Source organism: Borrelia hispanica CRI, assembly GCF_000500065.1.
Lineage (GTDB): Bacteria > Spirochaetota > Spirochaetia > Borreliales > Borreliaceae > Borrelia > Borrelia hispanica.
Window position 1 is genome coordinate 12,179 of record NZ_AYOU01000163.1, and the last position, 18,523, is coordinate 30,701.

An 18,523-nucleotide genomic window follows, 5' to 3' on the forward strand; every position below is an offset into this window, starting at 1 on the left:
ATGATCTCCCTTTTAATGAGATATTTTATCGTGTTTACCTAATACTTTAAGAGCTTCTACCTTAGACATTCCCAAAAATAACCCATAAGCATTAAGCTTTTCAACTATCTCTTCTAAACTCTTTTTTCCAAAATTTCTTGCTTTTGAAAGTTCTACAGGACTCTTGCTAATAAGTTCCCCTAAAGTCTTGACATTTTCCTTAATTAAACAGTTAAGAGATCTAACAGACAAATTTAATTTTTCAACATTCATACTAAGTATGTCAGAATCTCTAAATTCAGCATAATCAACAGAATGAATCACTTTATCTTCAAAATTAACTAATGGAAGTAAAAATTCTCTTACAACAGAAGCTGCCTTTTTAATTGCATCCTTAGCACTAATTACACCTGTTGTCCAAATTTCCATAACAAGTTTATCATAATCAGATCTCTGTCCAACTCTAGTATCTTCAACAGAATATGTTACTTTTTCTATTGGAGAGAATATAGAATCAAGAGCAATAGTATTAACTTCTTCTAAATATTTTGCATTTTGTTCAGAAGAAACATATCCTCTTCCATAATTAACTTGAAATTCAAAATCTAAATTTGCATCACTTGAAAGTGTGGCAATAACTAAATCTTTATTAAAAACTTCAACACCTTCTCTCTCAAGATGACCTGCTTTGAAAACATTATTATCTTTTCCATTAACAGAAAGACTTATTGTTGTATTTGTAACTCCCTCATCCAACTTTAAATGAACATTTTTAATATTAGCAATTACTTCAAGAGTATCTTCCATAACCCCAGGGATTAAATCAAATTCACTTGAAACAATCTTTAAAGACTCTTTCTGATTAGATTGAATTCTCATAGCCGAAATAGCATATCCCTCAATAGAAGACAATAGCACACGTCTTAAAGTATTTCCAATAGTCACACCAAAACCTTTCTCAAAAGGATATATTATAAATTTTCCATAAGAGCCATCATCCTCTCCCCTTACAAATTCAATCCTATCAGGTATAGTAAAATCTTTTAAAAGCTTTCCTAAAGACATTAATAGCTCCTCTAACTAAACTCGTCTGGTTTTTTTGGGTCTACACCCATTATGTGGTATTGGAGTAACATCTGAGATTGACTTAACAATGATACCTGATGATCCAACAGCTCGTATGGCAGATTCTCTACCAATTCCTGGACCTTTAACAAAAACATGAACATAATTAATACCAAAATCCTTTACCTTTCCTAAAGCTGCCTCTGCGGTCATTTGAGCAGCATAAGGGGTTGACTTTTTAGCACCTTTAAAGCCCATTCCGCCTGCACTTGCCCAAGCCAAAGTATTTCCTTTTATGTCTGACACAGTTACAATTGTATTATTAAAAGTAGCCTGTATATAAACATTACCCTCACCAATACTTCTTTTTACCTTTCTTTTATTAGTTGATACTTTCGCACTCAAACTTCTCCCTCCTCTATCAATAAAACAACTTTATTTAGCAGCTATCTTTTTATTAGCCACAGTTTTTCTCTTTCCTTTCCTAGTTCTTGCATTAGTTTTGGTTCTCTGACCTCTTAAGGGTAACCCTTTTCTATGTCGAAGTCCTCTATAACATGCAATATCCATAAGCCTTTTAATAGACATAGCTAATTCACTTCTAAGCTTCCCTTCAACAACATAGTCACTCTCAATTACCTTTCTAAGCTTATTAACTTCTTCATTATCTAAATCTTTAGCTCTCTTTTCTGGCAAAATACCTGTTTTTTTGCAAATTTCTAAAGCTCTAGCTCTTCCTATTCCATAGATAGAAGTAAGAGCAATTTGAAGTTGCTTATTATTTGGCAAATCTATTCCTGCTATTCTAGCCATTTTTTCCCCTTATTTTTGTCTTTGCTTATGTTTAAGATTATCACAAATAATTCTTAAAACACCTTTCCTCTTTATTACTTTACATTTTTCACAAATTGGCTTGACACTAACCCTAACTTTCATAAATCACTCCTAAATTTTCTGTAAAAATGCATATTTCTTACCAGTTCCACGTGACAATCCTTGAGTCTTTAAATATGCATCAATCTGAATTAATGTATCAAGAGCTACTCCTACCATGATAAGCAACGAAGAACTACCCATAATTCTTGAGACATCATAAGGAAATCTAAAAATATTTTGCACTAAAAAAGGAATAATTGCAATCATGGATAAAAAAATAGAGCCTGAGAATAATGTTCTATTCATAATTTTATCCAAATAAGCTTCCATCTCATCTGCCTTGATACCCGGAATAGTACCACCATTCTTTAGAATATTATTACTTATATCTTTTGGACTTAATTGTATTTTTGAATAAAAATATGTAAAACCTATTATTAAACATACGTTCAATAACGTATAATAAATTCCATTAGGCCTTAAATAAGATAAAATTTGTCTCGAGAGAACAGAAGTACCAGCAAATCCACTTAAAATTTGCAAAGGTAAAGTAATAAGCACAGATGCAAAAATAACAGGCAAAACACCTGAAGGATTAAGCTTAATTGGCAAATACGAACTAACAGTATTTTTTGAATTTGCCCTAGCATAATGAATAGAAATCCGTCTTTGTGCCTTGTATTCATATATGATTAATATAACAACCAAAATAAAAATACTTAACACTAATATTACAAAAACAGGATTGATATTTTGAGATGGATCTCTCATACTTTGAAATAAATTAAATAAAGCTGCCTGCAATCTCACTACTATCCCTGAGAATATTATTAAAGACACACCATTTCCAATTCCTCTCTGATTAATTTGTTCTCCAAGCCATAAAAGAACAAAAGTACCAGTAGTAACTGTTAAAATAGCAACAAAAATATATCTATAAAAAGGTATATTCAATGCCCCTGGAATACTCTTAGCATAAAGACTAGTAGCATATCCTTGAGCCATTGCTGCAACAATAGTTAAATATTTCGTATATTTTTTTATTTTCTTCCGTCCATTATCCCCTTCTTGCATTTTTTTTAAAGAAGGGAAAGAATAAACAAGAAGTTGAATAATAATTGATGCTGAAATATAAGGACCTATGCTAAGCATAAATATGGAAAAATTACTAAAAGCACCACCTGAGAAAAAATCAAAATAATTAGTAATTGAAAAATCCGACTGAGATTTAAAATAACTTCTAAGAGCCACAGGATCTATTCCTGGAATTGGCAAATATGAACCCACTCTAAAAATAAATAGAATAAATAGAGTAAATAAAAATTTGCTCCTTAAATCTTTAATCGTCAATAAATTTAAAAACAAACCTTTCATTTCATTACCATTCTAGATCAATTTTATACTGCAGCCAATTTTTGTTGCCAACTCTTCAGCAGATTTTGAAATACGAGAAATTTCAAAATCTACCTTTTTAGTAAGCTCACCATTAGCTAAAATCTTGATATTTTTTTTCTTTTTATTTACAAGCCCTTTTTGCAATAAAGTATCATAATTTACTAAATCACCAGCCTCAAACTTTCTATCTATATCACCAAGTCCTACAATCTCATACCTTATCTTATAATCATGATTAGAAAAGCCTCTCCTTGGCAGTCTTCTATAAAGAGGAGTTTGCCCTCCTTCAAAGCCAATTCTTGGCGAACTATTTCTAGCTTTTTGTCCTTTTTGTCCTCTACCAGAAGTTTTACCAAGACCAGATCCTGGACCCCTACCAACAATTTTTTTAGATTTATTAGCCCCCAAAGGTCTCTTTAGCTTAATCATCTGTCACCTCACTTATAAAAACCATGCTAATTACACTATTAAGCATTCCCTGAAGAGATTTATTTAAAATATGAATTCTTTTATCTCCTATTCTCTTTAGACCTAAAGCCTTTAATGTCCTCACTTTATTATCCAATTTTCCAATAAGACTTCTCCTAAGTTCAACTTCTATCTTAATATCGCTCTTAGCAATAACTTCTCTATTATGTTCCATTCTTTTAATAAAAGCCTTATTTTTCAATCTAGACCTTGCAGCTTTAAATCTAATTTTCTTAAGCTGAAGTCGCAATTTTCTCTTAATCATACACTAACTCCATAACGTTCTTAAAGTCTTACCTCTTATATGAGCTATTTTCCTAGCATCTAACACTAACTCAAATGCTTTAAAAGTTGCTTTTACTACATTCATAGAATTATTTGAACCAAGAGATTTACTTAAAATATCATGTACTCCCAAAGCTTCCATGACAGCACGAACAGGCCCACCTGCAATAATACCAGTACCTTGAGTTGCAGGCTTAATTAAAACCTTAGCCTTCTTAAAATTTCCAATGACCATATTAGGAAGAGTACCTTTTTTAATAGGAATGGCTTTTAAATTTTTTCTAGCATTTGTTAAACTTTTCTTTATTGCATCACTAGCATCATTAGCCTTGCCAAAACCCCAGCCAACCTTACCCTCACCATCACCAACAACCATAAATGCAGAAAAAGAAAATCTTCTCCCACCCTTTACAACTTTAGTAACTCTATTTAGTGATATTAATTTCTCTATTTGCTTTTTATGAACTTGAGATTCCACTATAATTCCCCCTAAACATCAATACCAGCTTCACGCAAAGCAGTTGCAAAACCTGCAATAAGCCCATGATATTTATAACCATTTCTATCAAATATAAGCTTACTGATATTTTTATCTTTTAGTCTTTTTGCAAGAACTTCACCTAGTTTCTTTACATCACTAAGATTTTTGTTCAAACTAAGCTCCTTTTCAATAGTAGAAACACTTGCAAGAGTATGACCTACTATATCATCAATGACTTGAGCATAAAAATATTTATTAGACTTAAAAATTGTAACTCTAGGTCTATCTGAGACACCAAATCCAATTCTATCTCTTATTCTTTTTTTACGCTTTATATTTCTTTTTTCAGCTTCTTTCACTTTTTTCATAAAAACTCACCTAAAACCTATTTCTTTACTCCTGATTTTCCTACTTTTCGTCTGATTACTTCGCTATCATATTTAATTCCCTTACCTTTATAAGGCTCTGGAACTTTTAAGCTTCTAATCTCTGCAGCAACTTGGCCAACCCTACATTTATCTATACCTTCAACAGCAATTTTAGTATTACCATCAAGGCGAATATTAATTCCTTCAGGAATTACATATTCAAACTGAGTTGAGTATCCCAAATTAAAAAACAAACTATTACCTTGTTGTTCAACCCGATATCCTATACCATTAATAGTAAGAGATTTTGAAAATCCATCTGATACTCCCTTAACCATATTAAAAATCAAGCTTCTATAAAGTCCATGAAAAGCTCTTGTCTGTTTATCATTCAAAGCTCTCTCAACAATAATATTGTTGTCCTCAATTTTAACTCGAATGCTACTCTTTATCTCTTGACTTAATTTACCCCTCTTGCCTTCAACTGTTATAAAATTATCCTTAATATCAACTTTAACAGAATCAGCAATCTTTATAGGAAGTTTACCAATACGTGACATATTTACCTACCTCTTAACCTTACCAAACTGAGCAGATTAGCTCACCACCTACTTTATTATCTTTGGCTTGCTTACCAGTAATAACACCTTTTGAAGACGACACTATTAATATGCCATATCCATTTTTGATTCTTGGCATATTTTTATATGAAGAATACACTTTTCTCCCAGGAGTTGAAATAGCATCTATTCTATTTATAGCCGGATTTCTTTTACCATCATAGTTCAATATTGCCTTAATAAAAGAAATACCCTTTTTATCAAAAATATTATAATTTTTAATATATCCTTCTTCCTTAAGAATATCTAATATAGATCTATTTATTTTAGACATCTTTAAATCTACAGACTCATGTTTCACTCTGCTCGCATTTCTTATCTTAGTTAACATATCTCCCACTGAATGTGTAACAGCCATAAATTCTCCTTACCAACTTGACTTTGAGACACCAGGAATTAATCCTGCAGATGCATGATTCCTAAAACATATACGACACATACTAAAATCTCTCATATAGCCCTTAGGACGCCCACATAACTTACACCTATTTTTTTGTCTCGTTTTATATTTTGGCTTTCGTAAGGCCTTAACTATCATTGATTTTTTAGCCATAAATAAAAACTCCTTTAATTACTAAATGGCATACCAAACTTAGCAAGCAAAGCTTTACCTTCCTTATCGTTTAAAGCCGTGGTTACTATTGTAACATTCAACCCAGATATCCTCTCTATTTTATCATAATCTATCTCAGAAAATATTATTTGCTCTGCTATTCCAAAAGAACAATTACCATTCCCATCAAAAGCATTACCATCTATACCTCTAAAATCTTTAACACGAGGCAATGCTAAATTAACCAGCTTATATAAAAATTCATACATCATGTTACCACGAAGTGTAACTTTAGCACCTATTTCTTGACCTTGCCTAATCTTAAATCCAGAAATAGCCTTTTTAGCCTTTGTCCTTACAGCTTTCTGTCCGGTAATCTGACTAAGTTCCATAACAGCTGAATCTAAAAGCTTTTTATTCTTAACAGCATCACCTACACCCATAGAAACAACAATTTTTTCTATTTTTGGAGCTTGCATAATAGATTTATATTGAAATTCACTAACAAGTTCTTTTACAATATTATCTCTATAACGCCTCTTCAACTCAGGAATATAACTCATAATCTAAACATTCTCCCCATTTTTTTTAAGGTATCTCTTTTTCTCATTATTCTCAAATTTAATTCCTAATCTCGAAATCACACCATTAGAAAATAACATCACATTTGAAATATCCATAGGTGCTTCCTTATCAACTATCTTTCCTTTCTCCTGAGGCGTTCTTGCCTTTATAACCTTCTTGATCATATTACAAGACTTAACAGTAACTTTAAACTTTTTTCTATCTATGCTAGCAATTTCACCGACTTTACCTCGATCTTTACCACAAAGGATCTTTACTTTATCACCAACTCTCAACTTTGTTTTCATAAATAGCCCCTTATATTACCTCTGAAGCCAAAGAGACAACTTTCATAAAATTAGCATCCCTTAGCTCTCTTGCAACAGGTCCAAAAACTCTCTTACCTCTTGGATTCAAATTAGCATCAAGTATAACACACGCATTGTCATCAAATCGAACATAAGTTCCATTCTTACGTCTTATCTCTTTAGACGTTCTAATAATTACAGCTTTATGCACATCTCCTTTCTTAACAGGAGAGTTGGGAATTGCTTGTTTTACAGCAATAACTATTATGTCTCCAACCTTAGCATATCGCTTCTTGCTACCACCAAGAACTTTTATGCATTGTGCTATTTTACCACCTGTATTATCAGCAACAGTTAAATATGTCTGCATCTGTACCATTATTAATCTCCTCTATCTCTGTATTTCTAATATAAAAATAATCGAAATTATTTTGATCTCTCCAAAATTTCAATAAGTCTCCATCTTTTCTCTTTACTAATAGGTCGGGATTCAACAATTTTCACTTTATCACCAAGTTTCGACTCTTCTCTCTCATCATGCGCCTTAACTCTTCTGCTAACTTTTAAGTATTTATGATAGATAGGATGCATTTTCCTTTGAACAATCTCAACAACTACTGTCTTACTCATCTTATCACTAACAACCTTTCCAATCAGTTCTTTCTTATTTTCCCTTGCCATAACACTTAAACCTTCCTAATACCTATTTCATATTCATGAACTATTGTATTAAGCCTTGCAATATCTCGCCTCAGCTCTCTTTTTTTTAAAGGATTCTCAACATGCCCAACCACAGTCTTAAATCTTAAATCCATATATTCCTTCTTTAAAGTTAATCTTTTAGCTTTCATATCTTCAAGAGTAAGATCTTTTAAATTTTTCAACATAACTCACCTCAAATCTCGTCTTACCACAAATGTAGTCTTAACTGGAAGTTTAGAACTAGCAAGCATCATAGCTGATTCAGCAAGTTCTTTAGGTACCCCAGACATTTCAAACATAACGGTACCAAGTTTTACAGGAGCATTCCAATGATCAACTCCTCCCTTACCTTTACCCATCCTAGTTTCAGCTGGCTTTTTAGTATAAGGTATATCTGGAAATATTCTAATCCAAACCTTACCTCCCCTCTTAACCCTACGAGTCATAGCAACACGAGCTGCTTCAATTTGCCTTGCAGTAATAAAATCTGCCTCAAGAGAAACTAGCCCATATTCCCCAAAAGATATTTTGTTACCCTTCTGAGCCTCTCCAGAAAGTCTTCCCCTTTGTTTTTTCCTATATTTAACCTTTCTAGGACTTAACATTTAACGCTCCTTAAAATCCTAGACATCAGAATCATTTTTCTTTTTAAAATCATTCTTAGATCTAGATCCAATTTCTAATTTCTCTTTAGAAAATTTATCGTCATTTACAACCTTTCTACTCTTATCATCGATTTTACCCTTATCAAAACGCTCAACCTTATCTTTTGAAGGTTTCCTATTAATTACTTGTCCCGCATCTGAATTGAGCTGTTTTCCCAAAATTTCTCCCTTAAACAACCAAACTTTAACACCAATAACACCATAAGTTGTATAAGCCTCGGCAAAACCATAATCTATATTCGCTCTAAGAGTATGCAAAGGAATTCGTCCTTCTTTAACTTCAAAACTTCTAGCAATCTCAGCCCCACCAAGTCTACCTGAAACTTTAATTTTTACACCTTGGATACCTTTAGAAATAGAAGACAAAAGTGAAGATTTTAAAAGTTTCCTATAAGAAGCTCTATTTTCCAATTGTTTTGCTATGCCATTAGCAACAATTTGTGCATCAAACTCTGGCTTCTTAATCTCTTTTATTTTAATATTAATTTTTTTAGATACCTTTCTAGTTAACAACTGACCAATTTTTTCAAGATTAGCACCTTTAACACCAATAACAGAACCGGGTCTTGGAGTAGAAATTACTACCGTCACTCTTTGAAGATTATTTCTAATTATTTCTATATCAGAAATATCAAATTTAATTCCTTTAAGAAATTTCATAATTTCTCGTCTTATCAAGAAATCCTCGTGAAGAATTTCAGAATATAATTTCTTATCAAAATACCACTTTGATTTCCAATCCCTATTAATTTTAATTCTTAAACTGTAAGGATGTACTTTTTGACCCATATCCTATTCTCCACCATACATCTTTTCATAAACTTCAACAAAAATATGACAACTTCTATTAATAAGCCTATCTGCTCTACCTCTAGCTCTAGGCCAAACGCTTCTACGCTTTCTCCCATCATCCACCATAACTGTTTTTACAAATATCATATCTTCAGAAAGATTTCTATTATGATACATAGCATTTGACGCTGCCGATTTAACTACTTTTCCCAAAAGTTTAGCTCCTTTATTAGGCATAGAGCACAATATTGCAACAGCTTCGTTATAAGGTTTGCCTCGTATATTATCAGCTATAGGTCTCACCTTTTTCGGAGAAGATGGCAAATTTTTGCCCTTAGCAGTATATTTTTTATTTACAAACATAAACCTCTATTTCCTCCCCTTCTTATCTGATTTAGCATGCCCTCTAAAAATTCTTGTAGGTGAAAATTCTCCAAGCTTATGCCCAACAAGATCCTCAGTAATATACACAGGAATAAAAGATTTCCCATTGTAAACAGATATAGTAAGACTTACCATTTCAGGAATTATTGTTGAGGCCCTAGAATAGGTTTTAATTACAACCCTTTTCTCTTTACCAGAAGAAGCTAAAACTTTCTGATAAAGACTCTTTTCTATAAAAGGTCCTTTTTTAATAGATCTTGCCACTACACACTCCTAATTATTTCTTCTTTTGACGATAAATTTATCTGAATACTTATTCTTTTTTCGAGTCTTATATCCCTTAGCTGGCTGACCCCAAGGAGATACAGGATGTCGACCACCAGAAGTTTTACCTTCTCCACCTCCATGTGGATGATCTATAGGATTCATGGCAACACCTCTAACCTTAGGTCTTCTACCAAGCCACCTACTCTTACCAGCCTTACCAATAGAAACATTCATATAATCTTCATTACCAACTTCTCCAAGAGTCGCCATGCACTTCTTAAAAATCATTCTCATTTCACCTGATGGAAGTTTAACTGTTACATAATCTCCATCAGAAGCAATAATCATAGCATATCCACCAGCACCTCTTACAAGCTGTCCACCCTTTCCAATATTAAGCTCAATGTTGTGAACCATCTTACCAACAGGAATATTTTCAAGTGGCAATGCATTACCAATCTTTATTGGGGCATTTGGACCACTCTCTAAAATATCGCCAACCTTAACTCCTTTTGGAGCAATAATATACCTTTTGTCTCCATCTCTATATACAAGCAAAGCTATATTAGGGCTTCTATTTGGGTCGTACTCAATAGCTGCAACTCTAGCAGGTATGCCAAATTTATCTCTTCTGGCAAAATCAATTTCTCTATAACGTCTCTTATGTCCTCCACCTCTTCTCCTAACACTAATTCTTCCAGAAGAATCTCTCCCAGCCCTAGATACCTTCCCTTTAGTTAAAGACTTCAAAGGGTCATTACCCTTACTTAACTCATCAAAAGACAAAGTTGTCTTATAACGCAAAGACGAAGTTTTTGGCCTATAAGTCTTAATCCCCATATTTTTTCTCCAAAACCACTAAAAAATATCTATCTTATCTTCTTTTTTAAGATAAACATACGCTTTTTTCCATGAAGAAGTTTTCCCTTTGCCAATAGGATAACCTTTTCTTGAGACAACTGTTTTAACCTTGCTCTTAACATTAAGCAAATTACATGATATTGGAGTAACATTAAAAAGCTCTTTAATTGCAGCACCAATTTCCTTCTTATTTGCCTGTTTTTTAACTTTAAAAGCATAAACATTCATATTTTCTCTTTGAATATTAGTCTTCTCAGTAAGCATAGGCGAAATTATTATATCATAAGCTTTCATAAATCATCCTTACTATCCATTTTATTTAACATAAAGCTCATTAAGCCCATTAATAGCAGATTCAAGAGCTATTAAATTTTTAGTATAAAATAAATCAACAACCCTAAGTCTATTAAAAGATAGAATCTTTAAATCTCTTATATTCTTTCCTGCTCTCTTAAGCATCTGATCATCATTACCCAATAAAATCACTGTTTTTCCATTATTTTTTATAAAATTCTTTATTATTAAAGCAAGCTCTTTTGTCTTTCCTGACTCAATAGTAAAATTTTCAACAACTTTAAGTCTATCATCCACAGATGCACATAGACTTAAAACAGATTTAAAAGCAAGTCGTTTAACTTTTTTTGGAAGCTTATAACTATAATCCCTTGGCTTTGGCCCCAAAGCTATACCTCCACCAACCCAAACTGGATTCCTTTTAGTTCCAACTCTAGCACGTCCCGTACCTTTTTGTTTCCAAGGCTTTTTTGAACTACCTCTAACCTCAGCTCTAGTCTTAGTTGAAGCTGTTCCAACTCTAAGATTAGCTAGTTCATTATTAATAGCATTATATATAGAACCATAACTAATATCTATATTGAAAACTCCATCATCTAAATCTATAGTTCTAAGTTCTTGTCCATCTTTAGAAAAAACTTTTCTTTCCATACTAAATACCTACTTTTTTTGCCTTTTTAACAATAACAAAAGAACCCTTAACTCCTGGCACAGCTCCTTTAACCAAAATGGCTCTTTTTTCCTCATCAATAAAAATAATTTCAAGATTCTGAATAGTTTGTTGTGCGCCACCCATTCTACCAGCCATTTTAGTTCCCTTAAAAGTTCTAGCAGGTGTAGTAGCCTGACCTGTACCACCAAGATGCCTATGAAATTTAGAACCATGAGAAGATGGACCACCACTAAAATTATGTCTCTTCATAGCTCCCTGAAAACCTTTGCCCTTGGTAGTACCAGTAATATCTACATATTTAATCTCCCTAAAAGCATCAAGACCAACCTCATCACCAGCATCATAACCTTTAAGCCCTTTAAATTCTATCACATATCTTTTAGGTTCAATATTTTCTAATTTTTTATATTGACCTTTTATAGGCCTTGAAATTTTAGAACCCTTAAGATCGACAGAACCCATTATAAGAGCATCATACCCATCTCTCTCCACTGTTTTTTTGCCTATAACATAATTGGGTTCAAACTCTATCACCGTCACAGGTATCACAATTCCATTGCTTTGAAAGACCTGCGTCATGCCAACTTTTTTTCCAATCAATCCGAACATTAAAACACCTCAAATTCATAACTTAAAAATCTATTACTGTTTAATATCAACCTCCACTCCTGCAGGAAGCTCCAATTTCATCAAAGAGTCCATCAAAGCAGAAGTAGGCTCTAAAATATCAATAAGCCTCTTATGGGTTCTCATTTCAAACTGTTCTCTTGATTTTTTATTAACATGAGGAGAACGCAAAACAGTATACTTCTTTATTTTTGTCGGCAAAGGAATTGGACCTTTAATCTGTGCCTTAGACTTTTGAACAGCCCTAACAATAGACTCAGCACTCTGATCTAATATCTTAACATCAAAACTAAAAAGCCTTACCCGTATCTTATCTTTAGTAATCAATTTATTCTCCTAAACTTTAGAGACAACAAAAATCTCTAAACCCTACACTATTCCAATATTTCCAGAATCCTTCCTGAAGCAACTGTTCTACCGCCCTCTCTAACAGCAAATTCAACATTTTTATCCATCGCTATTGAAGATATAAGCTCAACAACAATATCAACATTATCTCCAGGCATAACCATCTCTTTACCTTCTAGACTAACCATACCTGTAACATCCGTTGTTCTAAAGAAAAATTGAGGTCGATATCCTGAAAAGAACGGCTTATGTCTTCCACCTTCTTCTTTAGTTAAACAATATATAGAAGCCTTAAATTTCTTGTGAGGAGTAATCGTACCAAGAGCAGCAATAACTTGACCTCTCTCAATATCTTTTTTGTCAACACCTCTTAATAAAAGACCAACATTATCTCCTGCTTCACCTTGTTCAAGAATCTTTTGAAACATTTCAACACCAGTAACGGTTGTCTTTCTGGTTTCTCTAATTCCAACAATCTCAACTTCTTGCCCAACCTTAATAACACCTCTCTCAATACGACCAGTAGCAACTGTACCACGTCCAGAAATAGAGAAAACATCTTCAATAGCAAGTAAAAATGGCTTATCAATATCTCTTTCTGGAAGATCAAAATAATTATCCATAGTTTCAAGAAGTTCTTTTATGCATTTTGTAGCCTCAGGATCATCAGGATTTGACATAGCTCCAAAAGCTGAACCTTTTACTATTGGTGTATCACCAGGAAATCCATATTTCTCAACAAGTTCTAAAACCTCAACTTCAACAAGCTCCACAAGTTCAGGATCTGCTAAATCCAATTTGTTTAAAAACACTATTATTTTCTTTATTCCCATTCTTTGTGCAAGAAGCAAATGCTCTTTTGTTTGAGGTTCTGCACCACTATCAGCAGCAACCAATAATATTGCAGCATCCATCTGAGCTGCACCTGTAATCATGTTTTTAATATAATCAGCATGCCCAGGACAATCAACATGAGCATAATGTCGATTTGCAGTTTCATATTCAATATGTCTAGCATTAATTGTTATTCCTCTTGCCTTCTCTTCAGGCGCATTATCAATATCCTCATACTTAAGAGCTTTAGCATCCTTATTTACCTTTGAACAATAAATACTAATAGCTGCTGTTAATGTTGTCTTACCATGGTCAACATGCCCTATTGTACCAACATTCATATGTGGCTTTGTTCTTTGAAAAATTTCCTTAGCCATGAATCACCTCCCAAAAATTTGCACTCTAAATCTTCATCTATTCTTCAAAATTCTTAACTTAAGAATTCCAATTTGTTCCTTTACTAAAGGATAATAACATTATATAAAATAAAACCATTATTAAAAAAACATATTTTCTTAGAAATTGACCCGATTGCCGTGTTTTTCTAAAAGAATTCTTAACAACTCCATTAGTGTACACATTATTCAAAATATAGTCAATATATAATATATTAATATTAGCCCATAAAACAAAATTGGACAATTAATGATATAACTAAATTATTAGAATGCAAAATATATCTAAGATTAATATTAAAGGTTAAGATAATACAACCCTATGTTACGATTTCATGTAAAATACAAACTATTAAAGAATAGCATAATATTCATTTTTTTTATAAATATCTCATGCATCAAAAATAATGATGTCAAATCAAAAGAAACAGGTAGAGAAATTACTTATATTGTTAATATAAAGAAAAACACAGAAAAAATTAAAATTGTAAGATTTAATACTAATAAAAAAAACAAATTAATTATCACTCTTAAAAACAATAAAAAAATAGATATAAAGCAAAACTCACTAGCAATCTTTAAAAAAGGCAATAAAACCGGTCACATAATTCAAGAAGGTATCAAAGCAGGAGAGGAAAAAACATTTAAATTAAACATCAATGTCAACAAGCAACAAAAAAATATATTTTATATCTTTATAAAAGAAGATTAATCTTAAAAAAATTACTTTTTAACAAAAACCACAATACAACTTCACATATTACTCTTATTACATCTATGTCCATATCTAGTGAAAGTTAAAAATAACAAAATAATTAAAGCCAAATAGTTTGAAATTATAAAAGCATAACCTAATGAATCTTCCAAAATTCCAAAATATTGCAATATAAACACAGTCGGTAAACGGATAATCCAGAGACGAATACAAACAACAATCATAACCAGCTTTGTCAGCCCTGAACCTACTAATACACCTAAAAAAACTTGTTGCAAACCAAATCCAACAGTTCCAATAACTGCCAATAATAAATAATCATTGGCATATCTAATAACTTCTAAATCAAATGTAAAAAGCGATATTATAACATCTTTAAAAGACATGATAAACGATGCAACGGTAAGCATTATTACTAAAGTAACAAAAAACCCTTTTTTTAAAATATCTCCTACTCTCATTATATTTTTTGCACCAAGATTTTGTCCAACAATTGAAATAATTCCAGTACCAATACTCATTCCAGGAAGCAGTAAAAAAGAAATAATATTATTTACCATGCCATAAGCAGCCAAAAATTTAGAACTAATTTGAATTACAATATGATTAAAAATCAAAAAAGATAAGGAGGCCATAACTTGACCAAAAGCTACCGGCAATCCCAGACTAATAATTTTTTTTATTACATTAATATCTGGAATAATATCTTTAAAATGCACTTTAAGTCCACAATTTAACCTATAGGTAAAAAAAAGATAGGACAAAACTGTAATTAATTTCGATAGAAGCGTAGACCAAGCAGCACCAGCAATACCTAAACCCAAAGTAAACATCAAAATTGGATCAAGAAAAAAATTAATAATATTTGCGACTAAAATTAAAAACATCGCAACAACGGTTTCTCCTTGAGAATTTAATATATACACAACGGAAATACTTAAAAACATCACGGGTATTGCATAAACTATAACATAAAAATATGACCTTGTAAGTTCTTTAAGTTCACCCCTTACACCTATAAGTTCTAAAATAGAATCTATAAATATAAAAATTAAAATTGCAACAAATAAAGAAAATACAAAATTTAAAAAAATTAACTGCCCAGCATATTTTGCAAATTTAGAAAAGGTTTTCTCTCCAATAGATCTAGACATTAATGACACACTTCCTGTAGCCATCCCCATGGCAAAAACCATAATAAGAAAATTAATAGGACCAGTAAGAGACAATGCTGCAAGAGGCATAGCACCAAGTTTTCCAACATAAAACATATCTACAAGTTCATAACAAGATTGAAGAAGATTGGTTACCATAATAGGAAAACTTATAAACAGAAATACTAAATACAAATTACCTTCTAATATTAATTTTCTAATTTTTGTTTTACTTGTTGACATAAAAAATACCTTTCATCCTATTATACTGGCAAATTATTAATTTTATAAAATTAAATATTTGTATCTTACCTTATAAAATTAATAAAAGAAATTATATAACCCACAAAAAATTTTTTCATACAAAAGCCAAACACAAAAATTGTTAAAAGTAATTTAATATTATAATGATAACTAAAAATTATTTAAAAGATAAAATCAATTTATTAGGCAAAACTTAAATATAAAAATAAAATTTTTATTCATCTCTCACTCTTTTAATTTTTGCACCAAGAAAGCTCAACTTAGAAACAACATCTTCATATCCCCTCTCAATTTGATAAATATTATGAATACGACTCTTCCCCTCAGCACAAAGAGCTGCAATAAGCAAAGACATACCCGCTCTAACATCAGGAGAAGATACATCACTTCCCTTAAGAACAGTTTTTCCTGTAACTACCACACGATGAGGATCACAAAGAACAATTTGAGCTCCCATTTTAATAAGTTTATCTACAAAAAACATCCTTGATTCAAACATTTTCTCAAAAATAAGCACAGTCCCTTGAACTTGAGTTGCAGTTACTATCATAATACTCATAAGATCTGTTGGGAAAGATGGCCATGGACCATCATCAATCTTAGGAATATGTCCTCCAAAATCCAACCTTACTTTTAAATACTGTTTTTCTTTAACATATATATTTTCATTGTCATATTCAAAATCAATACCAAGTTTTGAATATACATGCTTTATTAAAATAAAATTACCAGGATCAGCCTTATTAATTTCAAGCTCACCTCCTGTTAATGCAGCAAGACTAATTAACGAACCTACCTGCATAAAATCAGCACCTATCCTAAATTTAGCTCCTCTTAATTTCTTAACACCTCTTATTTTAAGCAAATTAGAGCCAATTCCAGAAATGTCAGCTCCCATCAAATTCAACATATTACACAAATCTTGCACATGTGGTTCACATGCAGCATTCATTATCACAGTTTCTCCAAAAGCAAGAACAGAAGCCATAATAATATTCTCAGTAGCTGTAACTGATGCCTCATCCAAAAACATTTCAGCCCCAATTAAACTATCTACCTCTAAAACAATACGTTCATTCTCTATCAACCTAGCACCAAGCTTACCAAGACCATAAAAATGAGTATCAAGACGTCTTTTTCCAATAACATCTCCACCCGGAGGAGCAATATCAATTCGCCCACACCTAGCAAGCATAGGTCCTACAAATAAAATTGAAGCTCGAATTAAATCCGTCAAAGAAGAATCTATTTCTGTTTTCACAACACTTAAAGCCTTAATTTTAAGGATATTACCATCCCTTATAACATCAACTCCTATGTCTTCTAAAATTTTTAAAATAACTTCTACATCTCTAATATTTGGAATATTCTCCAAAATCACTTCTTCATCTGTAAGCAATGCTGCTATCATGCAAGGTAAAGCCGCGTTTTTATTGCCACTCGCCGTTATTTTTCCACCTATTTTAAAACCACCCTCTACAAGATAGCTATACATTATTACCTCCCAACCAAATAAATTTATATAAAAAACACTTAAAAATCAAAGTAACATTAAATATCAGTACTATTTGCAATACTACTGTCAAAATCAATATATTCCCTTATAGCCTCAACAAAAACAGCTTTACCATCATCAATATCAATTATAATGCCATTAAAACCAAGCCCATTCCACGATTCAGTAAATTTATTATTTAAAAAACCTTTTAAAAATTTATCTATCTCAAATACAGCAGAATATCCAATAACACTATCTAAACTTCCAACTCTACCAAGATCGGTAATAACTGCAGTATTATCAAAAATTCTAAGATCTGCTGTTAATATTCTCTTACCAATACCCAAACAAGCACTGACTCTAGACTTGAGATAAAAAAACATAGCATTAACTTCGGCTGTGGTATTAGAATCAAAAAGCACGATTATATTATCAGTAATCGACTTAATTCTTTCATAAAAATAATCAAAAGTAAGAAAAGGATTATTAAAATTATATTTTGTAATTCCTGTCTGTCCCACAAGCCTAAGCACAGCAAGTTTAGTTCCATTTATATTATAAATAAAGTAAGAATAACCTTTCAATCTAGCAGGGCAATTTAAAGGTTTTAAAATAAAATTATACCTATCAAGTTCATCACTAAGACCAGCCCTTACAAACGCATTCTCTCCTAAAGTTAAAACATCAACACCATACTTCTTTAACAAAAATGCATGTCTTTTACATAATCCCCTAAATCCTGTAGTAAAATTATTACCAGATATAACAAAATCAATTTTCTTTTCTTGTTTAAAAGAATGTAAAAAATTTTTTATCACAAAAACGCCAGGCTTACCTACAATCTCTCCAGAAACCAAAATCCGCAAACTCACAAAATTTTTCTCCTACTTATCCATATCAAAAAACTTAGAAATAATATTCTTAAAAATAACACTTGATAAAAAATAACTTATTAAAATTGCAATAAAAACCATCACAATAATTAAAACACACTGAAAAATAGGAGAAACTATAATAGTTAACCTTGAAACAAACAAAAACTCAAGAAAAAAAATAAAAAACATTAAAGATAAATTAATTAATGAACA

General features: G+C 31.7%; 31 protein-coding genes. 1 reads left to right on the top strand and 30 read right to left on the bottom strand.

Features of this window, described 5'->3' with window-relative positions; all coding sequences use genetic code 11:
- Window positions 1–12 precede the first annotated feature (12 nt).
- The 27 genes from U880_RS0106910 to tuf are packed head-to-tail and all read right to left on the bottom strand — an operon-like array spanning window position 13 to window position 13,786.
- On the bottom strand, window positions 13–1,044 hold the full coding sequence (locus U880_RS0106910) for a DNA-directed RNA polymerase subunit alpha (protein WP_024655323.1): 1,032 nt from the start codon (window positions 1,042–1,044) through the stop codon (window positions 13–15).
- A gap of 15 nt (window positions 1,045–1,059) precedes the next feature.
- The gene (gene rpsK / locus U880_RS0106915) at window positions 1,060–1,449 is read right to left on the bottom strand and encodes a 30S ribosomal protein S11 (RefSeq protein ID WP_024655324.1); all 390 of its coding nucleotides are present in this window, start codon (window positions 1,447–1,449) and stop codon (window positions 1,060–1,062) included.
- 30 nt (window positions 1,450–1,479) lie between these two features.
- Window positions 1,480–1,857: a 30S ribosomal protein S13 gene (gene rpsM / locus U880_RS0106920; protein ID WP_024655325.1), complete on the bottom strand. Its 378-nt coding sequence runs from the start codon at window positions 1,855–1,857 to the stop codon at window positions 1,480–1,482.
- Window positions 1,858–1,866: 9 nt separating this feature from the next.
- Window positions 1,867–1,980 carry a 50S ribosomal protein L36 gene (gene rpmJ, locus U880_RS0106925; protein ID WP_002557090.1) on the bottom strand — a complete coding sequence of 38 codons (114 nt, stop codon included), beginning with the start codon at window positions 1,978–1,980 and terminating at the stop codon, window positions 1,867–1,869.
- Between the two features lie 9 nt (window positions 1,981–1,989).
- Window positions 1,990–3,294 (bottom strand): preprotein translocase subunit SecY, encoded by a 1,305-nt coding sequence (secY, locus tag U880_RS0106930; protein ID WP_024655326.1) that lies wholly within the window; start codon window positions 3,292–3,294, stop codon window positions 1,990–1,992.
- Between the two features lie 12 nt (window positions 3,295–3,306).
- A complete protein-coding gene (rplO, locus tag U880_RS0106935; RefSeq protein ID WP_024655327.1) occupies window positions 3,307–3,744 on the bottom strand; it encodes a 50S ribosomal protein L15 in 438 nt (145 codons plus the stop codon).
- On the bottom strand, window positions 3,737–4,048 hold the full coding sequence (rpmD, locus tag U880_RS0106940) for a 50S ribosomal protein L30 (RefSeq protein ID WP_024655328.1): 312 nt from the start codon (window positions 4,046–4,048) through the stop codon (window positions 3,737–3,739). The genes rplO and rpmD overlap by 8 nt, the downstream gene beginning before the upstream one ends.
- A 3-nt stretch (window positions 4,049–4,051) precedes the next feature.
- A complete protein-coding gene (rpsE, locus tag U880_RS0106945) occupies window positions 4,052–4,546 on the bottom strand; it encodes a 30S ribosomal protein S5 (protein ID WP_152520419.1) in 495 nt (164 codons plus the stop codon).
- 11 nt (window positions 4,547–4,557) lie between these two features.
- Window positions 4,558–4,917: a 50S ribosomal protein L18 gene (rplR, locus tag U880_RS0106950; RefSeq protein ID WP_024655330.1), complete on the bottom strand. Its 360-nt coding sequence runs from the start codon at window positions 4,915–4,917 to the stop codon at window positions 4,558–4,560.
- Between the two features lie 17 nt (window positions 4,918–4,934).
- Window positions 4,935–5,477, bottom strand: a complete 543-nt coding sequence (gene rplF, locus U880_RS0106955) for a 50S ribosomal protein L6 (protein WP_024655331.1) — start codon at window positions 5,475–5,477, stop codon at window positions 4,935–4,937.
- Window positions 5,478–5,496: 19 nt separating this feature from the next.
- On the bottom strand, window positions 5,497–5,895 hold the full coding sequence (gene rpsH / locus U880_RS0106960; protein WP_024655332.1) for a 30S ribosomal protein S8: 399 nt from the start codon (window positions 5,893–5,895) through the stop codon (window positions 5,497–5,499).
- 9 nt (window positions 5,896–5,904) lie between these two features.
- A complete protein-coding gene (locus U880_RS0106965; protein ID WP_012538245.1) occupies window positions 5,905–6,090 on the bottom strand; it encodes a type Z 30S ribosomal protein S14 in 186 nt (61 codons plus the stop codon).
- 14 nt (window positions 6,091–6,104) lie between these two features.
- Complete coding sequence (gene rplE / locus U880_RS0106970; RefSeq protein ID WP_024655333.1) at window positions 6,105–6,653, bottom strand: 50S ribosomal protein L5; 549 nt, start codon at window positions 6,651–6,653, stop codon at window positions 6,105–6,107.
- Between the two features lie 3 nt (window positions 6,654–6,656).
- A complete protein-coding gene (rplX, locus tag U880_RS0106975) occupies window positions 6,657–6,962 on the bottom strand; it encodes a 50S ribosomal protein L24 (protein WP_024655334.1) in 306 nt (101 codons plus the stop codon).
- A gap of 10 nt (window positions 6,963–6,972) precedes the next feature.
- A complete protein-coding gene (gene rplN / locus U880_RS0106980; protein WP_024655335.1) occupies window positions 6,973–7,341 on the bottom strand; it encodes a 50S ribosomal protein L14 in 369 nt (122 codons plus the stop codon).
- 47 nt (window positions 7,342–7,388) lie between these two features.
- Window positions 7,389–7,643 carry a 30S ribosomal protein S17 gene (gene rpsQ / locus U880_RS0106985; RefSeq protein ID WP_012538241.1) on the bottom strand — a complete coding sequence of 85 codons (255 nt, stop codon included), beginning with the start codon at window positions 7,641–7,643 and terminating at the stop codon, window positions 7,389–7,391.
- 5 nt (window positions 7,644–7,648) lie between these two features.
- Window positions 7,649–7,849, bottom strand: a complete 201-nt coding sequence (gene rpmC / locus U880_RS0106990; protein WP_024655336.1) for a 50S ribosomal protein L29 — start codon at window positions 7,847–7,849, stop codon at window positions 7,649–7,651.
- A 3-nt stretch (window positions 7,850–7,852) separates the two neighbouring features.
- Window positions 7,853–8,269: a 50S ribosomal protein L16 gene (rplP, locus tag U880_RS0106995; RefSeq protein ID WP_024655337.1), complete on the bottom strand. Its 417-nt coding sequence runs from the start codon at window positions 8,267–8,269 to the stop codon at window positions 7,853–7,855.
- 18 nt (window positions 8,270–8,287) lie between these two features.
- The gene (rpsC, locus tag U880_RS0107000) at window positions 8,288–9,118 is read right to left on the bottom strand and encodes a 30S ribosomal protein S3 (protein ID WP_024655338.1); all 831 of its coding nucleotides are present in this window, start codon (window positions 9,116–9,118) and stop codon (window positions 8,288–8,290) included.
- Between the two features lie 3 nt (window positions 9,119–9,121).
- Window positions 9,122–9,484, bottom strand: coding sequence for a 50S ribosomal protein L22 (gene rplV / locus U880_RS0107005; RefSeq protein ID WP_024655339.1), 363 nt, complete (start codon window positions 9,482–9,484; stop codon window positions 9,122–9,124).
- A gap of 6 nt (window positions 9,485–9,490) precedes the next feature.
- Window positions 9,491–9,769 (bottom strand): 30S ribosomal protein S19, encoded by a 279-nt coding sequence (gene rpsS / locus U880_RS0107010; RefSeq protein ID WP_012538934.1) that lies wholly within the window; start codon window positions 9,767–9,769, stop codon window positions 9,491–9,493.
- Window positions 9,770–9,778: 9 nt separating this feature from the next.
- A complete protein-coding gene (rplB, locus tag U880_RS0107015; protein WP_014696332.1) occupies window positions 9,779–10,612 on the bottom strand; it encodes a 50S ribosomal protein L2 in 834 nt (277 codons plus the stop codon).
- A gap of 18 nt (window positions 10,613–10,630) precedes the next feature.
- Window positions 10,631–10,927 carry a 50S ribosomal protein L23 gene (rplW, locus tag U880_RS0107020; protein WP_024655340.1) on the bottom strand — a complete coding sequence of 99 codons (297 nt, stop codon included), beginning with the start codon at window positions 10,925–10,927 and terminating at the stop codon, window positions 10,631–10,633.
- A gap of 21 nt (window positions 10,928–10,948) precedes the next feature.
- Window positions 10,949–11,578 (bottom strand): 50S ribosomal protein L4, encoded by a 630-nt coding sequence (gene rplD / locus U880_RS0107025; RefSeq protein WP_024655341.1) that lies wholly within the window; start codon window positions 11,576–11,578, stop codon window positions 10,949–10,951.
- A gap of 1 nt (window position 11,579) precedes the next feature.
- The gene (gene rplC / locus U880_RS0107030; RefSeq protein ID WP_024655342.1) at window positions 11,580–12,209 is read right to left on the bottom strand and encodes a 50S ribosomal protein L3; all 630 of its coding nucleotides are present in this window, start codon (window positions 12,207–12,209) and stop codon (window positions 11,580–11,582) included.
- A 33-nt stretch (window positions 12,210–12,242) separates the two neighbouring features.
- On the bottom strand, window positions 12,243–12,554 hold the full coding sequence (gene rpsJ, locus U880_RS0107035) for a 30S ribosomal protein S10 (protein WP_011772424.1): 312 nt from the start codon (window positions 12,552–12,554) through the stop codon (window positions 12,243–12,245).
- 47 nt (window positions 12,555–12,601) lie between these two features.
- The gene (gene tuf / locus U880_RS0107040; protein ID WP_024655343.1) at window positions 12,602–13,786 is read right to left on the bottom strand and encodes an elongation factor Tu; all 1,185 of its coding nucleotides are present in this window, start codon (window positions 13,784–13,786) and stop codon (window positions 12,602–12,604) included.
- A gap of 340 nt (window positions 13,787–14,126) precedes the next feature.
- Here tuf and U880_RS0107045 point away from each other — a divergent pair, with 340 nt between their 5' ends.
- On the top strand, window positions 14,127–14,516 hold the full coding sequence (locus tag U880_RS0107045) for a hypothetical protein (protein WP_024655344.1): 390 nt from the start codon (window positions 14,127–14,129) through the stop codon (window positions 14,514–14,516).
- Between the two features lie 41 nt (window positions 14,517–14,557).
- Here the strand turns inward: U880_RS0107045 and U880_RS0107050 are convergent, their stop codons facing one another.
- The 3 genes from U880_RS0107050 to U880_RS0107060 all read right to left on the bottom strand — a co-directional run bounded on the left by U880_RS0107050 (window position 14,558) and on the right by U880_RS0107060 (window position 18,307).
- Window positions 14,558–15,916 carry an MATE family efflux transporter gene (locus tag U880_RS0107050; RefSeq protein WP_024655345.1) on the bottom strand — a complete coding sequence of 453 codons (1,359 nt, stop codon included), beginning with the start codon at window positions 15,914–15,916 and terminating at the stop codon, window positions 14,558–14,560.
- 235 nt (window positions 15,917–16,151) lie between these two features.
- Complete coding sequence (gene murA, locus U880_RS0107055) at window positions 16,152–17,432, bottom strand: UDP-N-acetylglucosamine 1-carboxyvinyltransferase (protein WP_024655346.1); 1,281 nt, start codon at window positions 17,430–17,432, stop codon at window positions 16,152–16,154.
- A gap of 56 nt (window positions 17,433–17,488) precedes the next feature.
- Window positions 17,489–18,307 carry a YmdB family metallophosphoesterase gene (locus tag U880_RS0107060; RefSeq protein WP_024655347.1) on the bottom strand — a complete coding sequence of 273 codons (819 nt, stop codon included), beginning with the start codon at window positions 18,305–18,307 and terminating at the stop codon, window positions 17,489–17,491.
- Between the last annotated feature and the right edge of the window lie 216 nt (window positions 18,308–18,523).

Excerpts from the sequence above, each read along its gene's own strand:
- U880_RS0106910 (WP_024655323.1), bottom strand. The coding sequence starts at position 1,044 with ATGTCTTTAGGAAAGCTTTTAAAAGATTTTACTATACCTGATAGGATT.
- rpsM (WP_024655325.1), bottom strand. The coding sequence starts at position 1,857 with ATGGCTAGAATAGCAGGAATAGATTTGCCAAATAATAAGCAACTTCAA.
- rpmJ (WP_002557090.1), bottom strand. The coding sequence starts at position 1,980 with ATGAAAGTTAGGGTTAGTGTCAAGCCAATTTGTGAAAAATGTAAAGTA.
- secY (WP_024655326.1), bottom strand. The coding sequence starts at position 3,294 with ATGAAAGGTTTGTTTTTAAATTTATTGACGATTAAAGATTTAAGGAGC.
- rplO (WP_024655327.1), bottom strand. The coding sequence starts at position 3,744 with ATGATTAAGCTAAAGAGACCTTTGGGGGCTAATAAATCTAAAAAAATT.
- rpmD (WP_024655328.1), bottom strand. The coding sequence starts at position 4,048 with ATGATTAAGAGAAAATTGCGACTTCAGCTTAAGAAAATTAGATTTAAA.
- rplR (WP_024655330.1), bottom strand. The coding sequence starts at position 4,917 with ATGAAAAAAGTGAAAGAAGCTGAAAAAAGAAATATAAAGCGTAAAAAA.
- rplF (WP_024655331.1), bottom strand. The coding sequence starts at position 5,477 with ATGTCACGTATTGGTAAACTTCCTATAAAGATTGCTGATTCTGTTAAA.
- rpsH (WP_024655332.1), bottom strand. The coding sequence starts at position 5,895 with ATGGCTGTTACACATTCAGTGGGAGATATGTTAACTAAGATAAGAAAT.
- U880_RS0106965 (WP_012538245.1), bottom strand. The coding sequence starts at position 6,090 with ATGGCTAAAAAATCAATGATAGTTAAGGCCTTACGAAAGCCAAAATAT.
- rplE (WP_024655333.1), bottom strand. The coding sequence starts at position 6,653 with ATGAGTTATATTCCTGAGTTGAAGAGGCGTTATAGAGATAATATTGTA.
- rplX (WP_024655334.1), bottom strand. The coding sequence starts at position 6,962 with ATGAAAACAAAGTTGAGAGTTGGTGATAAAGTAAAGATCCTTTGTGGT.
- rplN (WP_024655335.1), bottom strand. The coding sequence starts at position 7,341 with ATGGTACAGATGCAGACATATTTAACTGTTGCTGATAATACAGGTGGT.
- rpsQ (WP_012538241.1), bottom strand. The coding sequence starts at position 7,643 with ATGGCAAGGGAAAATAAGAAAGAACTGATTGGAAAGGTTGTTAGTGAT.
- rpmC (WP_024655336.1), bottom strand. The coding sequence starts at position 7,849 with ATGTTGAAAAATTTAAAAGATCTTACTCTTGAAGATATGAAAGCTAAA.
- rplP (WP_024655337.1), bottom strand. The coding sequence starts at position 8,269 with ATGTTAAGTCCTAGAAAGGTTAAATATAGGAAAAAACAAAGGGGAAGA.
- rpsC (WP_024655338.1), bottom strand. The coding sequence starts at position 9,118 with ATGGGTCAAAAAGTACATCCTTACAGTTTAAGAATTAAAATTAATAGG.
- rplV (WP_024655339.1), bottom strand. The coding sequence starts at position 9,484 with ATGTTTGTAAATAAAAAATATACTGCTAAGGGCAAAAATTTGCCATCT.
- rplB (WP_014696332.1), bottom strand. The coding sequence starts at position 10,612 with ATGGGGATTAAGACTTATAGGCCAAAAACTTCGTCTTTGCGTTATAAG.
- rplW (WP_024655340.1), bottom strand. The coding sequence starts at position 10,927 with ATGAAAGCTTATGATATAATAATTTCGCCTATGCTTACTGAGAAGACT.
- rplD (WP_024655341.1), bottom strand. The coding sequence starts at position 11,578 with ATGGAAAGAAAAGTTTTTTCTAAAGATGGACAAGAACTTAGAACTATA.
- rplC (WP_024655342.1), bottom strand. The coding sequence starts at position 12,209 with ATGTTCGGATTGATTGGAAAAAAAGTTGGCATGACGCAGGTCTTTCAA.
- tuf (WP_024655343.1), bottom strand. The coding sequence starts at position 13,786 with ATGGCTAAGGAAATTTTTCAAAGAACAAAGCCACATATGAATGTTGGT.
- U880_RS0107045 (WP_024655344.1), top strand. The coding sequence starts at position 14,127 with ATGTTACGATTTCATGTAAAATACAAACTATTAAAGAATAGCATAATA.
- U880_RS0107050 (WP_024655345.1), bottom strand. The coding sequence starts at position 15,916 with ATGTCAACAAGTAAAACAAAAATTAGAAAATTAATATTAGAAGGTAAT.
- murA (WP_024655346.1), bottom strand. The coding sequence starts at position 17,432 with ATGTATAGCTATCTTGTAGAGGGTGGTTTTAAAATAGGTGGAAAAATA.